At 66.6% G+C, this 15,263-nt stretch carries 12 protein-coding genes; all 12 read right to left on the bottom strand.

The window, feature by feature from the left end:
• Positions 1 to 137: 137 nt before the first annotated feature.
• The 12 genes from ftsA to ftsL all read right to left on the bottom strand — a co-directional run bounded on the left by ftsA (position 138) and on the right by ftsL (position 15,262).
• Complete coding sequence (gene ftsA / locus C8C95_RS13700) at positions 138 to 1,367, bottom strand: cell division protein FtsA (RefSeq protein WP_015012559.1); 1,230 nt, start codon at positions 1,365 to 1,367, stop codon at positions 138 to 140.
• A gap of 125 nt (positions 1,368 to 1,492) precedes the next feature.
• Entirely contained in the window at positions 1,493 to 2,296 is an 804-nt protein-coding gene (locus C8C95_RS13695; RefSeq protein ID WP_116748943.1) for a cell division protein FtsQ/DivIB, read from the bottom strand.
• Complete coding sequence (locus C8C95_RS13690; RefSeq protein ID WP_015012557.1) at positions 2,296 to 3,285, bottom strand: D-alanine--D-alanine ligase; 990 nt, start codon at positions 3,283 to 3,285, stop codon at positions 2,296 to 2,298. The genes C8C95_RS13695 and C8C95_RS13690 overlap by 1 nt, the downstream gene beginning before the upstream one ends.
• Positions 3,282 to 4,715 (bottom strand): UDP-N-acetylmuramate--L-alanine ligase, encoded by a 1,434-nt coding sequence (gene murC / locus C8C95_RS13685; RefSeq protein ID WP_116748942.1) that lies wholly within the window; start codon positions 4,713 to 4,715, stop codon positions 3,282 to 3,284. The genes C8C95_RS13690 and murC overlap by 4 nt, the downstream gene beginning before the upstream one ends.
• Positions 4,712 to 5,782 carry an undecaprenyldiphospho-muramoylpentapeptide beta-N-acetylglucosaminyltransferase gene (gene murG, locus C8C95_RS13680; RefSeq protein ID WP_116748941.1) on the bottom strand — a complete coding sequence of 357 codons (1,071 nt, stop codon included), beginning with the start codon at positions 5,780 to 5,782 and terminating at the stop codon, positions 4,712 to 4,714. The genes murC and murG overlap by 4 nt, the downstream gene beginning before the upstream one ends.
• Complete coding sequence (ftsW, locus tag C8C95_RS13675) at positions 5,779 to 7,047, bottom strand: putative lipid II flippase FtsW (protein WP_116748940.1); 1,269 nt, start codon at positions 7,045 to 7,047, stop codon at positions 5,779 to 5,781. The genes murG and ftsW overlap by 4 nt, the downstream gene beginning before the upstream one ends.
• Entirely contained in the window at positions 7,044 to 8,993 is a 1,950-nt protein-coding gene (murD, locus tag C8C95_RS13670) for a UDP-N-acetylmuramoyl-L-alanine--D-glutamate ligase (RefSeq protein WP_243415695.1), read from the bottom strand. Before murD ends, ftsW begins: the two co-directional genes overlap by 4 nt.
• The gene (gene mraY / locus C8C95_RS13665; protein ID WP_015012552.1) at positions 8,990 to 10,168 is read right to left on the bottom strand and encodes a phospho-N-acetylmuramoyl-pentapeptide-transferase; all 1,179 of its coding nucleotides are present in this window, start codon (positions 10,166 to 10,168) and stop codon (positions 8,990 to 8,992) included. The genes murD and mraY overlap by 4 nt, the downstream gene beginning before the upstream one ends.
• A gap of 39 nt (positions 10,169 to 10,207) precedes the next feature.
• On the bottom strand, positions 10,208 to 11,686 hold the full coding sequence (gene murF, locus C8C95_RS13660; protein WP_116748938.1) for a UDP-N-acetylmuramoyl-tripeptide--D-alanyl-D-alanine ligase: 1,479 nt from the start codon (positions 11,684 to 11,686) through the stop codon (positions 10,208 to 10,210).
• The gene (locus C8C95_RS13655) at positions 11,677 to 13,191 is read right to left on the bottom strand and encodes a UDP-N-acetylmuramoyl-L-alanyl-D-glutamate--2,6-diaminopimelate ligase (RefSeq protein WP_116748937.1); all 1,515 of its coding nucleotides are present in this window, start codon (positions 13,189 to 13,191) and stop codon (positions 11,677 to 11,679) included. The genes murF and C8C95_RS13655 overlap by 10 nt, the downstream gene beginning before the upstream one ends.
• Positions 13,191 to 14,936 (bottom strand): penicillin-binding protein 2, encoded by a 1,746-nt coding sequence (locus C8C95_RS13650; protein WP_116748936.1) that lies wholly within the window; start codon positions 14,934 to 14,936, stop codon positions 13,191 to 13,193. Before C8C95_RS13650 ends, C8C95_RS13655 begins: the two co-directional genes overlap by 1 nt.
• Positions 14,933 to 15,262 (bottom strand): cell division protein FtsL, encoded by a 330-nt coding sequence (gene ftsL, locus C8C95_RS13645; protein ID WP_116748935.1) that lies wholly within the window; start codon positions 15,260 to 15,262, stop codon positions 14,933 to 14,935. The genes C8C95_RS13650 and ftsL overlap by 4 nt, the downstream gene beginning before the upstream one ends.
• Position 15,263 lies beyond the last annotated feature (1 nt).

Raw genomic sequence — 15,263 nt, 5'->3', positions numbered from 1 at the left:
TTCTAAATTCGTATGCAATTGCCAATTGAGAGATGGGATCATTTTTCTTGTAGTGCGTGGCGGTCCTGTACATCGCCATCGCTCGCGCGGTATCTGGTGAGGGCTCCCACGCGCTAGCCACAGGGGGTATTTCATGGTCAGAAATTCCCCACGATGAAATCTTTGAAGCGTCCGAACGCGGTCTTCATGGACCCACTCTTCTGAGCCACCTTGAAACCGCGCAGGCGTGCCAGGCGCGCTTCTTCAAGCAACCCCATCACCGTGGCTGCACGGGGCTGGGCCACCATGTCCGCCAGAGCGCTGGAATACTTGGGGATGCCGCGCCGCACGGGCTTGAGGAAGATGTCCTCGCCCAGTTCGATCATGCCGGGCATCACCGAGCTGCCGCCCGTGAGCACGATGCCCGAGGACAACACCTCTTCGTAACCCGACTCGCGCACCACCTGCTGCACGAGCGAGAAGATTTCTTCGACGCGCGGCTCGATCACACCGGCCAGCGCCTGCTTGCTCAGCATGCGCGGGCTACGGTCGCCCAGGCCGGGAACTTCCACCTGCGCCTCGGGGTCCGCCAACAGCTGCTTGGCGTAGCCGCTTTCGACCTTGATGTCTTCGGCGTCCTTCGTAGGGGTGCGCAGCGCCATCGCGATGTCGCTGGTGATGAGGTCGCCCGCGATCGGGATCACCGCCGTGTGACGGATCGCACCACCCGTGAAGATGGCGACATCGGTCGTGCCTGCGCCGATGTCCACCACCACCACGCCCAGCTCGCGCTCGTCGTCGGTCAGCACGGCCTGGCTGCTGGCCAACGGGTTCAGCATGAGCTGCTCGACCTCCAGGCCGCAGCGGCGCACGCACTTGATGATGTTCTCGGCCGCGCTCTGTGCGCCGGTCACGATGTGGATCTTGGCTTCGAGGCGGATGCCGCTCATGCCAATGGGCTCCTTCACATCCTGCCCGTCGATCACAAACTCTTGCGGCTCCACCAGCAACAGGCGCTGGTCGCTGCTGATGTTGATAGCCTTGGCCGTCTCCACCACGCGGGCCACGTCGGCCGACGTGACTTCCTTGTCCTTCACCGCCACCATGCCGCTGGAGTTGAGACCGCGAATGTGGCTGCCCGTGATGCCGGTGTAGACGCGCTGGATCTTGCAGTCAGCCATCAGCTCGGCCTCTTTCAGCGCCTGCTGGATGCTCTGCACGGTGGCATCGATGTTGACTACCACCCCACGCTTCAGACCGTTGCTTGGGGCCACGCCCAAGCCTGCGAGCTTGAGCTCGCCATTGGGCAGAACCTCGGCCACCACAGCCATGACCTTGGCGGTGCCAATGTCCAGCCCCACGACGACGTCTTTGTATTCTCTTGCCATATCAGTCTCTGCCCTTCTCGGTTCTGTCCCGCTGTCCCACCAAGCCCTCACACCGCCCTCTCGGGGCCCACAGCACGCTGCATCCAGTCTGCGTGCTGCGTCTTGCTCTGTCTTGCCTCATGCCATTACCTCTTGCGCACGGCCGTCGCGCCGGTTGCGTCTGCAGTCACTGTGGTCACACCCCGCAGGCGCAGGGCGTAGCCCCCGGCGTGGCGCAGGTCCGCAGACTCCAGCGCGTCCACGCGGCGGCCATACTGCGCGGCCACCTGGGTCAGGGTGCGTACAAAACGCTGCGTGCGCTGCACCACTTCCTGCGGCGTACCGCCTCCCAGCTCCACCACGGCCTCGCTGTCGAGGGTCGCGCGCCAGCCGCCTCGCCCGGTCAGCTGCAGCTCTTCCACGTCCAGGCCCAGAGGTTTGAACACGGGCTCCAGCAGCCCATACATCTGCAGCACCTCGGCCGAGCTGCCTGTAGGCCCCTGCAGGCGCGGCAGGCCCTCCTGCTCCACATCGCCCACATTGGCCTCGAAGACTTCGCCCTGGCTGTTGACCAGCGCTGAGCCGGTGTCCGGCCCCCAGTACGCCACCGCGTCATGCTCCTGCAACTCCACACGCAAGCTGCCGGGGTACACCCGACGCACTTGCGCGCGGCGTACCCAAGGCACCTGCTCGAAGGCCTCGCGGGCGGCACGCAGGTCCACGGTGAAGAAGTTGCCCACCAGATGTGGCGCCACGTTGGCCCGCAGGGTCACCGCGTTGTTGTGCACCAGCTCGCCCTGCACCACGATGCGTGCGATGGCAAAGCCGGGGTAGCGCAGCACCCACCCCACCCCCGCCGCCAGCACGGCCAGGGCGCAGCCCACGAACAGGACCGACGCGGTCAGGTTCATGAGCTTGACGTCCAGGGGTGCGGGCAGCGTCTGATTCATCAGGCAGCCTTTGGTTTTGCGGGCGTGTCGAGGGCCGCATCGGCGAGGATGCGCAGACACAGCTCTTCGTAGCTGATGCCAGAGGCGCGGGCCGACATGGGCACCAGCGAATGACCCGTCATGCCAGGGGATGTGTTCATCTCCAGCAGGAAGGGCTTGCGGTCGCTCGCGCGGATCATCAGGTCGGCGCGGCCCCAGCCCCGGCAGCCAAGGGTGCGGTAAGCCTCCAGCACGATGCGCTGGATCTCGCGCTCTTCGGCCTCGGGCAGGCCGCTCGGGCACTGGTACTTCACGTCGTCGGTGAAGTACTTGTTCTGGTAGTCGTAGGCGCCATCGGGCGCCACGATGCGGATCACCGGCAGTGCGCGCGCGTTGGCGCCCTGGCCCAGCACGGGGCAGGTCACCTCTTCGCCCTCGATGAACTCTTCGCACAACACATCGGGGTCGTACTGGGCAGACAGCTGGACGGCCTCCTGCATGTCCGAATAGCCGCGCACCTTGGTCACGCCGATGGACGAGCCTTCGCGCGGCGGCTTGACGATCAGCGGCAGACCCAGCTCGTCGGGCACGGTGCGCACTACTTCACGCTGTTGACGGTCAGGGGCCAGCCACACGTACCGCGGCGTGGGCAGGCCCTCGGCCAGCCACACCCGCTTGGTCATGACCTTGTCCATGGCGATGGCCGAGGCCATCACGCCGGGGCCGGTGTACGGAATGCGCAGCAGCTCCAGCGCGCCCTGCACCGTGCCGTCTTCGCCATGGCGGCCGTGCAGTGCGATGAAGCAGCGCGCATAGCCGTCGCGCTTCAAGTCGCCCAGCGCGTTCTGTGCGGGGTCAAACGCATGGGCATCCACGCCACGCGAGCGCAGCGCCTGCAGCACGCCGCTGCCCGACATCAGCGACACCTCGCGCTCGGCCGAGTCCCCGCCCATCAGGACGGCGACCTTGCCCAGCGATTTCACATCGATATTCGATTCAGGAAGGGTCATAGTGCGCTCCCTTCATGCGCTTTCAGCTCATTATTTTGTAGCATCTCAACCACCTTGCCGGGCACTGCGCCAATGGAGCCGGCTCCCATGCACATCACCACGTCGCCCGCGCGTGCGTTGTCGGCAATGGCCTGGGGCAGATCGGCCACGTTGTCCACAAACACCGGCTCCACGCGCCCTGCCACACGCAGGGCACGGGCCAGCGAGCGTCCATCGGCGGCCACGACTGGCGCCTCGCCTGCGGCATACACCTCGGTGAGCAGTACCGCATCGGCATGGCCGATCACCTTGACGAAATCTTCAAAGCAATCGCGCGTGCGGGTGTAGCGGTGCGGCTGGAAGGCCAGCACCAGGCGCCGCCCGGGGAACGCGCCGCGTGCGGCCGCCAGCGTGGCAGCCATCTCCACAGGGTGGTGGCCGTAGTCGTCGATGACGGTGAAGGTGCCGCCGTCCTTCGCGGGCAGATCGCCATAGCGCTGGAAGCGCCGGCCCACGCCCTTGAAGCCCGCCAGCGCGCGCTGCACGGCGTCGTCGGGGATGTTCAGCTCCACCGCCACGGCAATGGCCGACAGCGCGTTGAGCACGTTGTGCTCGCCCGCGAGGTTGAGCACGATCTCCATATCGGGCAGCGTGACGCCGTTGCGCCGCTGCACGGTGAAGCGCATCTGGCCCGCCTCGGCGCGCACGTTGATGGCGCGCACCTGCGCGTCTTCCGAGAAGCCGTAGCTGGTGATAGGGCAGGTCACGCTCTGCAGGATGTCGCGTACGGCGGGACTGTCCACACACAGGATGGCCGTGCCGTAGAACGGCATGCGGTGCAGGAAATCGACAAACGCGCCCTTGAGCCGGCCGAAGTCGTGGCCATAGGTCTCCATGTGGTCGGCGTCGATGTTGGTCACCACGGCCATCACGGGCAGCAGGTTCAAGAACGACGCGTCGGACTCATCGGCCTCGACCACGATGTAGTCGCCGCTGCCCAGCTTGGCATTGGCGCCCGCGCTGTTGAGCCTGCCGCCGATGACGAAGGTCGGATCCAGCCCCGCCTCGGCCAGCACGCTGGTCACGAGGCTGGTAGTGGTGGTCTTGCCGTGTGTGCCCGCGATGGCAATGCCCTGCTTCAGGCGCATCAGTTCGGCCAGCATCAGTGCGCGCGGCACCACGGGGATCTTCTTTTCGCGTGCGGCCAGCACTTCAGGGTTGTCCGAAGTGACGGCTGTGGACGTGACCACGGCGTCGGCGCCATCGATGTGCGCTGCCGCGTGGCCTAGGCAGGTCTTGATGCCCAGGTCGGCCAGGCGGCGCAGCGTGGCACTGTCGGCCAGGTCCGAGCCCGAGATGCGGTAACCTAGGTTGAACAGCACTTCGGCAATGCCACTCATGCCGGCGCCGCCGAGGCCTACGAAATGGATGTGGCGAATCGCATGTTTCATGATTGGGCCAACTCCTCGCAGGCAGTCACCACCTCGCGGGTGGCATTGATTTTTTGCATGTTTTTGGCCTTGAGCGCTACATCCACAAGTGTGGGGCGCTCTAATTTCAATAGCATTTCAGACAGCCCTTGCGGCGTCAGGTCGCGCTGCTGCACCAGCCAGCCGCCTCCTGCGTTCACGAGGAACTGCGCGTTGGTGGTCTGGTGGTCGTCCACGGCCGACGGGAAGGGGACAAAGATAGACGCGGCGCCCACGGCGGCGATCTCGGTGACGGTGCTCGCCCCCGCCCGGCAGACGATGATGTCGGCCGCTGCAAACGCGCTGGCGGTGTCGTCGATGAATGGCGTCAGCTCTGCCTCGACCCCTGCAGCGGCGTAGTGGGCGCGCAGGGCATCGATCTGTGCCGCACCGCTTTGGTGGACCACGGTGGGTCGTTGGCCGACCGGCATCAATGCGATGGCCTGGGGCACGATCTCGTTGAGCGCACGTGCTCCCAGGCTACCGCCCACCACCAGCAGGCGCAGCGGGCCACTGCGGCCTGCAAACCGCTCGGCCGGGCCCGGCTGCTGCGTGAAGGCGGTGCGCAGGGGGTTGCCCACCCACTGGCCCTGCTTGAACACCTGGGGGAAGGCGGTGAACACCCGGTCGGCCACACCTGCCAGGACCTTGTTCGCCATGCCCGCCACCGAATTCTGCTCATGCAGCACCAGGGGCTTGCCCGCGAGCACGCCCATCATCCCACCCGGAAAGGTGATGTAGCCACCCAGGCCCACCACCACGTCGGGCTTCACACGGCGCACGACCTGCAGCGCCTGCCAGAACGCACGCAGCAGGCGCAGCGGCAACAGGGCCAGCGTGACGAGTCCCTTGCCGCGCACGCCCGAAAAATCGATGAGCTCCAGCGCAAAGCCGTGCTGCGGCACGATGCGCGACTCCATGCTGCCGGGCGCGCCCAGCCAGTGCACACGCCAGCCGCGTGCGCGCAGTTCCTCGGCCACAGCCAAGCCGGGGAAGATGTGGCCGCCGGTTCCACCAGCCATGATGAGGGCGGTCTTCTGCGTGCTCATACGCGACTTCCCCGCATGAGGAGCTTATTCTCGTAATCGACCCGCAGCACCACCGCCAGCGCCACCAGGTTCATCAGAATCGCCGACCCGCCAAAACTCATCAGTGGCAGCGTGAGCCCCTTGGTCGGCAACGCGCCCAAATTCACGCCCATGTTGATGAAGGCTTGAAAACCGATCCAGATCGCCACGCCCTGCGCCACCAGCCCCGCGAACACGCGGTCCAGCGCAATGGCCTGGCGGCCGATGTGCATGATGCGGCGGGTCATCCACAGGAACAGCACGATGAGCGCAACCACGCCCACCAGACCAAACTCTTCGCCGATCACGGCCATCAGGAAGTCGGTGTGCGCCTCGGGCAGCCAGTGCAGCTTCTCCACACTGCCCCCCAGCCCCACGCCAAACACCTCGCCGCGTCCGATGGCGATCAACGAGTGCGACAGCTGGTAGCCCTTGCCGAGTGCATGCTGTTCGCTGAAGGGGTCCAGGTACGCAAACACGCGCTCGCGGCGCCAGGGCGAGCTGGCAATCATCAGCGCAAAGGCCCCCACCAGCACGCCGGCGATCAGAAAGAACATGCGGGCGTTCACACCGCCCAGGAACAGGATGCCCATGGCAATCACGGCCACCACCATGAAGGCCCCCATGTCAGGCTCGGCCAGCAGCAGCACGCCGACGATGGCCACCGCAGCGCCCATGGGCAACACGGCGCGGAAGAAGCGCTCCTTCACCTCCATCTTGCGCACCATGTAGTCGGCGGCGTAGATCAGCACCGCAAACTTGGCCACCTCGGAGGGCTGGAAGCCCACGGGGCCGATGGACAGCCAGCGGCGCGCGCCATTGACCACCTTGCCCACGCCGGGAATCAGGACCGCCACCAGCATGAGCAAGGCCACGATGAACAACCAGGGCGCCACCCGCTCCCACAGCGCCATGGGCACCTGGAACGCCAGCAGCGCCGCCACAAACCCCACCACCAGGTACATCATGTGGCGTGTCAGGAAATGGGTGGACGCATAGTTGGCAAAGCGCGGGTTGTCCGGCATGGCAATCGACGCCGAATACACCATCACCAACCCCCACGCCAGCAGTGCCACCACCACCCAGAGCAAGGCCTGGTCAAAGCCCAGCACGCTCGCGGGCGTGCTGGACGACTGGCGGTACTCGGTGCCGCCCACGCGCACGGGCAACACATCGGCCGCCTTGCCGGGCAGGCCACCGAACCAGCCGGTCACGCGTTGCAACAGGGTGCTGGCGGGTGCCGTCATTGCATGCCCTCCGCCGACTGGCCCGCATCGTCGGCCATCGCCCGCACGGTCTCGCAAAAGACCTGGGCGCGGTGCTCGTAGTCCTTGAACATGTCGAAACTGGCGCAGGCGGGCGACATCAGCACCGCATCGCCAGAATGGGCGCGCTGCGCGGCCAGTGCAACGGCCTCAGGCAAGGTGTCCGCATCGAGCAAAGGCACGCCAGCGTCCTGGAGCGCAGCGCGGATCAGCGGTGCGTCGCGGCCAATCAGCACCACCGCACGTGCATAACGTGCGACGGGGGCTGCCAGGGGCGCAAAGTCCTGCCCCTTGCCTTCTCCGCCCAGAATGACCACCAAACGCCGCTCCGTGCCCAGCCCCACCAGCGCAGCCGCCGTGGCGCCCACGTTGGTGCCCTTGCTGTCGTCAAAATATTCCACGCCGTGGATGATGGCCACGGGCTCCACACGGTGCGGCTCGCCCCGGTACTCGCGCAGGCCGTAGAGCATGGGCGCCAGCGGGCAACCCGCCGCCGTGGCCAGCGCCAGCGCGGCCAATGCGTTGGTGGCGTTGTGGCGGCCCCGGATGCGCAGGGCATCCGCCGGCATGAGCCGCTGGATGTGCAGGTCCTCTTCGACCTCGTTGCGGCCACGCTTTCGGGTTTCGTCCGCGTCCATGGCGCGCACCAGCCAGGGCATGCCGCTGACCACCTCAATGCCGAAATCGCCCGGACGCCGGGGCATGTCGCCACCAAAAGTGAGGTGCGCGCGCACCTGCGGCTTTTGCAGCTTGGCCTTGACGGGTGGCGGCAGCATGGCCATCACCGCAGCGTCTTCGCGGTTCAGGATCATCAAGCCCGTCTGGCCAAAGATGCGCGCCTTGGCCGCAGCATAGGCCTCGATGCTGCCGTGCCAGTCCAGGTGGTCCTGCGTGATGTTGAGCACCGTGGCGGCTGTGGGTTCGAAGCCCCCTTCACCCCCATTCACGCCATCCAGCTGAAAGCTCGACAGTTCCAGCACCCACACGTCGGGCAAGGTGTCTACATCCAGGTGTTCTGCCAGTGTGTCGAGCAGGGTCGGACCGATGTTGCCGGCCACGGCCACGCGTTTGCCAGAGCGCTCCACCAACTGTCCGGTGAGCGAGGTCACGGTGGTCTTGCCGTTGGTCCCGGTGATAGCCAGCACGGCGGGGGCATACGCGTGCGATGCACGCAGCGCAGCCAAGGCCGTGGCATACAGGCTCAACTCACCGCCAGCGCTGATGTTGCTTGCGCGAGCCGCTTCCAAAACAGGAGCCACTGCCTCGGGGCTCAGCCCTGGCGAACGATAGACCGCGTGCAGGTTCTGCCCCTGCACCAGACTGGCATCGAATGCGCCCGACACAAAACGCACCTGGGGCAGCTCCTGCTGCAGTGCGGGCAGTTGCGGCGGGGCAGCGCGTGTGTCGGCCACGGTAACCTGTGCACCACAACGCACACACCAGCGTGCCATCGCCATGCCCGAGGCGCCCAGGCCCAGGATCAGGATGTGCTGGTCTTGCAGCAGGTTCGCCACGCCTTCGCGCGCCGGGCCTGCAGGCACATCGGGCGAAGTGGGCCCATCGGCCTCAGCGGTCTCGGCAACGTCCGCGCTGTCCGCAGCGCCCGGCTCGGGAGCGGTCACCTCGGCAAAGATCTGCGCCACAAAGTCCGCCGCTGCCTTCGCGGCGGAGACGGCGGGCACGGCCTCGGGGTTCCAGGCGGTGCTGGTGCTTTTGGCTGCGGGCGAAGCGTCTGTGGCCTCCCTGCCTGTCGCGGCAACATCCTGCTGCGGATTCGCCTCAGGCGCTGCGGGCGCTACGGGCAAAGGGGCCTGCATGCCAGGATCGCCTTCGGGAGTGCCGTCCGCACCCACCCCGGCCCCTGCCAACGGGGGCATGGCCTCGGGTGTACCGAGGGGGTCAGGGACAAGAGGATCGTTCGGGTTCATCGCAGTTTCAGCGTGGACAGGCCGATCAGGCACAGCAGCATGGTGATGATCCAGAAGCGCACAACCACCTGCGTTTCCTTCCAGCCGCTCTTTTCAAAGTGGTGGTGCAGAGGCGCCATCTTGAGCAGGCGGCGGCCTTCGCCATAGCGCTTCTTGGTGAACTTGAACCAGGTGACCTGCAGCATCACCGACAGGGCCTCGACCACAAAGATGCCGCCCATGATGGCCAGCACGATCTCCTGGCGCACGATGATGGCGATGGTGCCCAGGGCTCCGCCCAGCGCCAGTGCCCCCACGTCGCCCATGAAAACCTGGGCGGGGTGCGCGTTGAACCAGAGGAAAGCCAGGCCCGCGCCCGCCATGGCGGCGCAGAAGATCAGCAACTCGCCCGAACCCGGAATGTGCGGGAAGAACAGGTACTTGGAATACACCGAGCTGCCGGTGACATAAGCAAACACGCCCAGCGCCGAGCCCACCATCACCACGGGCATGATGGCCAGGCCGTCCAGGCCGTCGGTCAGGTTCACCGCATTGCTGGAGCCCACGATGACGAGATAGGTGAGGATCACGAAACCGAGCACGCCCAGCGGGTAACTCACTTCCTTGAAGAAGGGCAACTGCAGCCCCGCCTTGGGCGGCAGGTCCAGCGAAAAGCCCGACTGCACCCAGCCCACGAACAGCTCCCACACCTTGGCATTGGAGCTTTCAGAAATGCTGAACACCAGGTACAGCGCGGCCATGAGGCCGATCACCGACTGCCAGAAGTACTTCTCGCGCGAACGCATGCCTTCGGGGTCCTTGTTGACCACCTTGCGCCAGTCGTCCACCCAGCCGATGGCACCAAAGCCCAGCGTGACGATGAGCACAATCCACACAAAGCGGTTGGACAGGTCAAACCACAGCAGGGTGGAAATGGCGATCGACAACAGGATCAACACACCGCCCATGGTGGGCGTGCCGCTCTTGGACAGGTGCGACTGCATCGCATAGCCCCGGATGGGCTGGCCGATCTTGAGCGAGGTGAGGATGCGAATCACCTTGGGGCCGGCCACCAGCCCGATGAGCAGCGCCGTCATGGCGGCCATCACCGCACGGAACGTGAGGTACTGGAACACCCGAAAGAAGCCGAACTCGGGCGACAGGCCCTGCAGCCATTGCGACAGCATCAGCAGCATGTGGCACCTCCGGCATAGGCTGGCACCGTACGGGCAATATCAATGCGTTGCGCCATGGTGTCCCTCCCTTGGGTTGATCGGCTTTTGTTGTTGTTCTGGGGGCAGTGCGGCGGCGCTGATCGCCTCGACCACCTGTTCCATCTTCATGAATCGCGATCCCTTGACCAGCACGCTGCCCACCGTGGGCAGGGCGTTGCGCACCGCATCCTGCAGTGCGCTCATATCGTTGAAATGCCGGGCAACACCACCCTGCCCGTCGCCGTACGCCGACGCGGCGTGCACCGACTGCGCGCCCAGCGCAAACAACGTGGGGATACCAGCCTCACGGGCCAGTGCGCCGGCCTCGGTGTGGAACTGTGGCCCCTGGTCGCCCACCTCGCCCATGTCGCCCATCACCAGCAGTTGCGGGCCTGGCAGTTCGGCCAGCACCTGGATGGCTGCGTGCATGGAATCGGGGTTGGCGTTGTACGTGTCGTCCACCACCGTGATGTCGCGGCCCGCGACGGTCACACTGAAAGCGCGCGAGCGGCCCTTGACCGGTGTGAAGTCGCGCAGCCCCTGGGCAATGGCCGCGACGGGTGCACCCGCTGCCAGCGTGCACGCCGTGGCTGCCAGCGCGTTGGTGACGTTGTGGCGGCCAGCGATGTGCAGGCGGGTCGTGATCTCGCCGCGTGGTGTGGCCAGGGTGACCGCCCAGGCGCCGCGCTCCCACGTGGCCTGGGCACAGCGAACATCACCGCCATCACCAAAGGTCACCGTGCGGCGGCCGGGCCGCCCCAGGGCCAGCGACTGCCACAGGCCCGTGTAGGCATCCCCTGACGGGAACACGGCCACGCCATCGGCGGGCAAGCTGGCAAACACCGAGCCGTTCTCGCGGGCCACCGCCTCGACGGTATGCATGAACTCCAGATGCTCGCGCTGCGCGTTGTTGACCAAGGCCGCCGTGGGCTGGGCCATGGCGGCCAGCGTGGCGATCTCGCCAGGGTGGTTCATGCCCATCTCGATCACGGCGGCGCGGTGGCTGGCGCGCAGGCGCATCAGCATCAGCGGCACACCGATGTCGTTGTTGAAATTGCCCTGCGTGGCAAACGCAGCCTCACCCTGCCAGGCACGCAGGACGGACGCGATCATCTGCGTCACCGTGGTCTTGCCATTGCTGCCCGTCACGCCGATCAGCGGCAGGTGGAACTGCGTACGCCAGCCGGTGGCGAGTGCGCCCAGCGCAGCCAGGCTGTCGGGCACTTCGATGCCGGGCAAACCGGCTGCCTCCAGACCACCGTGTGCAATGGCTGCAGCGGCGCCGCCAGCACGGGCATCGGCCAGGAAGGCGTTGGCATCAAAACGCTCCCCCTTGAGCGCCACAAACAGATCGCCCGGCTGCAGGGTGCGCGTGTCGGTGTGCACACGCGCCAGCGGCGTGGCGCCATCGCCCACCAAGCGGGCAGCGGGAATACGCGGCTGCAGCAGTGCCCAGGCTTGCTGCAGTGTCATGACGGGTGCAATGGTGTTCATGCCCATGTGTGGGCTCCTCGGGCCTGCAGCGCAGCCTGCGCATGGGCCATGTCGGAGAACGGCACGCGCACGCCTGCCGTCTCCTGGGTGTCTTCATGGCCCTTGCCGGCAATCAGCACCACATCGGCAGGTGCGGCCTCGGCAATGGCCTGCGCGATGGCGGCCGCACGGTCGGGCTCGGCGCGCACGGTGCCACCGGCAATCGTGCCCTGCAGGATCTGGTGCAGGATGGCGGCCGGGTCTTCGCTGCGGGGGTTGTCGCTGGTCACCAGCACCTGGTCGGCCTGCTGCTGGGCTACGGCACCCATCAGCGGGCGTTTGCCCGCGTCGCGGTCGCCGCCGCAGCCGAACACGCACCACAGCCGCCCGCCACGCTCGGTGGCCAGGGGGCGCAGGGCTTGCAGGGCCTTGTCCAAAGCGTCGGGGGTGTGGGCGTAGTCCACGGCCACCAGGGGTTGGCCCACCGCCACCAGCCGCTGCATGCGGCCCGGCACGGGCTGCAGGCCGGCACAGGCGCGCACAGCGCGGCCCAGCGGCACACCCAGGCTGCGCAGCGTGGCCAGCACCCCCAGCAGGTTCAGCACGTTGTACTGGCCGATCACGCGGGTTTGCAGCAGCTGCCGGTCAGAGCCCTCGGCCACCGTGAAACACAGACCCTGGTCGCCCAGGGTGATGTCCTGCGCCGCCAGGCGCGCAGCCCCCTGGGCCGAGACGCTCCACAGATCCAGGGCACTGCCCTTCAGCTCGCCATGCAATTGGGCGCCTGCAGGGTCGTCCACATTGATGATGGCAGCCTGCAGGCCCGGCCAGTCGAACAGCGCCCGCTTGGCCAGCCAGTAATCGGCCATGCTGCCGTGGTAGTCCAGGTGGTCTTGCGTGAAGTTGGTGAAGATGGCCGCGTGGATGTGCGTGCCGTCGAGCCGGGCCTCGGCCAATCCAATCGACGAGGCCTCGATGGCGCAGGCACCGAGGCCCTGCGCCACAAACTGGGCAAACGCGCGCTGCAACCGCACCGGGTCGGGCGTGGTCATGCCGGTGGAGGTGAGCGCGGGTGGCAGTCCCATGCCCAAAGTGCCCACCAGCGCACATTGATCTTGCCCTGATTGCTCCTCATTCGATAGCGCATTCAGAGCACCTGCGAGCCACCACGCCGTGCTGGTCTTGCCGTTGGTTCCCGTCACCGCCAGCACCTTCAGCTGCTGCGTGGGTTGTGCAAACCATTCGGCGGCGATGGGCCCTGTGGCGGCCTTGAGACCTTGCAGCGCGGCCATGTGGTCGCCCGCAAAAGCGAAGGCCTCGACCCCCGCCTGTTCGACGAGGCAGGCCGTGGCGCCACGCACCATGGCGTCGGCCACATGCGCGCGGCCGTCTGTGGCGGCACCGGGCCAGGCAATAAAGCCGTCGCCGGGCGTGATCTGGCGGCTGTCGGTGTGCAGGGCGCCGGTGACGCGCGTGCGCAGCCATTGCACCGCGTCGCTGGCAGTCTGCAGGGTGTGGAGCGGCGCTTGCATCACAGCGACTCCTCCACGGCATTGGCCACGATCTGCGGCTTGACGGCCATGTCGGGCTGCACGCCCATCATGCGCAGGGTCTGCTGCACCACCTCGCTGAACACCGGCGCGGCCACGGCACCGCCGTAGAACACGCCGTTGCTGGGCTCGTCGATCATCACGGCCACGATGATGCGGGGCTTGTCGATGGGTGCCATGCCGGTGAACCACGCGCGGTACTTGCCCGAGGCGTAGTTCTTGCCCACCTGCTTGCGTGCCGTGCCCGACTTGCCGCCCACGGAGTAGCCCACGGTCTGCGCCTTCTGGCCCGTGCCGCCGGGGCCTGCGGCCATCTGCAGCATCTTGCGCACCTGGTCGGCCGTGCGCTCGGAAAAAACAGGCACGCCCACGGCGGGCTCGGCCGTCTTGAGCATGGTGGCGGGAATCACCCGACCGCCATTGGCAAACACGGTGTACGACCGTGCCATCTGGAACAGGCTGGCCGAGAGGCCGTAGCCGTACGACATGGTGGCCTGCTCCACGGGGCGCCAGCTCTTGTAGGGGCGCAGGCGGCCCGTCACCACGCCCGGGAAGTGCAATTGGGGCTTCTGACCAAAACCGGCGGCCGAGAAGGTCTCCCACATCTCGCGCGCGGGCATCTGCATGGCCAGCTTGGTGGTGCCCACGTTGCTGGACTTCTGGATCACGCCTTCGACCGTGAGCACGCCGTAGTTGTGCGTGTCCGAGATCGTGGAGCCTGTGATGGTGATGCGTCCGGGGTTGGTATCCACCACGGTCTCGGGGCGCACGCGCCCGGTCTCCAGTGCCAGGCCGATGGTGAACGGCTTCATGGTCGAGCCGGGCTCGAACACGTCGGTCAGCGCACGGTTGCGCAGCTGCTCGCCGGTCAGATTCTGGCGCTTGTCGGGGACGTAGCTCGGGTAGTTGGCTAGCGCCAGCAGCTCGCCCGTGTGGGCATCGAGCACCACCACGCTGCCCGCCTTGGCCTTGTGCGCGGCGACCTGGTCGCGCAGCTTCTGGTACGCAAAGAACTGCACCTTGCTGTCGATGGACAACTGCATGTCCTTGCCATCGACCGGGGGCACGGTTTCGCCCACGCTTTCGACCACACGGCCCAATCGGTCCTTGATCACGCGGCGCGAACCGGGCTTGCCTGCCAGCTCCTTGTCGAAGGCCAGCTCCATGCCTTCCTGGCCGTGGTCTTCCACGTTGGTGAAGCCCACCACGTGTGCGGCAGCCTCGCCCTCGGGATACTGGCGCTTGTATTCCTTGCGCTGGTAGATGCCCTTGATGTCCAGGGCGGCGATCTGCTGGCCCACGTCCCAGTCAAGCTGACGCTTGATCCAGACGAAGGTCTTGTCCTCATCCGCCAGTTTTTTCAGCAGGTCGGCCTGCGGCATGTCCAGCAGCTTGGCCAGCTGCTTGAGCTTGGCGCGAACCTCGGGCTTGTCCTGGTCCACGTCTTCGGGGATCGCCCAGATGCTGGCAGCCGGCACGCTGGACGCGAGGATCAGGCCATTGCGGTCCACGATCTTGCCGCGGTTGGCAGGCAGCTCCAGCGTGCGCGCAAAACGCACCTCGCCCTGACGCTGGAAGAACGCGTTGCCAAACACCTGCACATAGGCCGCCCGCCCAGCCAGCCCCAGAAAGCCCAGCCCAATCACCGCCACGATGAACTTGCTGCGCCAGACCGGCGTCTTGCTGGCCAGCAAAGGGCTGGATGTGTAGAGCACGCTGCGGCTCATGGCTGCACCCCGGCGGGTTGCGAAGCGGCGGCCGCTGCCGCTGTAGTGGCAGTTGCGACGCCTTGCGGGTCAGACACGTACTGGGTGATCGCTGGGGTGGCGGTGCGCATGTTCAGCTGCGCGCGCGCGATCTTCTCCACCCGCAGCGGCGTGGCCTGGGCGCGCTTTTCCACCTGCAGGCGCTGGTGCTCCGTCTCCAGACGGCGGGCCTCGGCCACGGCGCGGTCCAGCTCGGTGAACAGGCGGCGCGATTCGTACTGGGTGTGCACCAGATAGATCGCACTGGCCAGCACCGCCAGCAACAGGACCACGTTGAGCCGCGTCATG

Source organism: Acidovorax sp. 99 (assembly GCF_003096455.1).
Lineage (GTDB): Bacteria > Pseudomonadota > Gammaproteobacteria > Burkholderiales > Burkholderiaceae_C > Acidovorax > Acidovorax delafieldii.
Note: the sequence above shows the minus strand (reverse complement) of the source record. Positions and strands in the feature narration are given on the sequence as shown.

Excerpts from the sequence above, each read along its gene's own strand:
- ftsA (WP_015012559.1), bottom strand. The coding sequence starts at position 1,367 with ATGGCAAGAGAATACAAAGACGTCGTCGTGGGGCTGGACATTGGCACC.
- C8C95_RS13695 (WP_116748943.1), bottom strand. The coding sequence starts at position 2,296 with ATGAATCAGACGCTGCCCGCACCCCTGGACGTCAAGCTCATGAACCTG.
- C8C95_RS13690 (WP_015012557.1), bottom strand. The coding sequence starts at position 3,285 with ATGACCCTTCCTGAATCGAATATCGATGTGAAATCGCTGGGCAAGGTC.
- murC (WP_116748942.1), bottom strand. The coding sequence starts at position 4,715 with ATGAAACATGCGATTCGCCACATCCATTTCGTAGGCCTCGGCGGCGCC.
- murG (WP_116748941.1), bottom strand. The coding sequence starts at position 5,782 with ATGAGCACGCAGAAGACCGCCCTCATCATGGCTGGTGGAACCGGCGGC.
- ftsW (WP_116748940.1), bottom strand. The coding sequence starts at position 7,047 with ATGACGGCACCCGCCAGCACCCTGTTGCAACGCGTGACCGGCTGGTTC.
- murD (WP_243415695.1), bottom strand. The coding sequence starts at position 8,993 with ATGAACCCGAACGATCCTCTTGTCCCTGACCCCCTCGGTACACCCGAG.
- mraY (WP_015012552.1), bottom strand. The coding sequence starts at position 10,168 with ATGCTGCTGATGCTGTCGCAATGGCTGCAGGGCCTGTCGCCCGAGTTC.
- murF (WP_116748938.1), bottom strand. The coding sequence starts at position 11,686 with ATGGGCATGAACACCATTGCACCCGTCATGACACTGCAGCAAGCCTGG.
- C8C95_RS13655 (WP_116748937.1), bottom strand. The coding sequence starts at position 13,191 with ATGCAAGCGCCGCTCCACACCCTGCAGACTGCCAGCGACGCGGTGCAA.
- C8C95_RS13650 (WP_116748936.1), bottom strand. The coding sequence starts at position 14,936 with ATGAGCCGCAGCGTGCTCTACACATCCAGCCCTTTGCTGGCCAGCAAG.
- ftsL (WP_116748935.1), bottom strand. The coding sequence starts at position 15,262 with ATGACGCGGCTCAACGTGGTCCTGTTGCTGGCGGTGCTGGCCAGTGCG.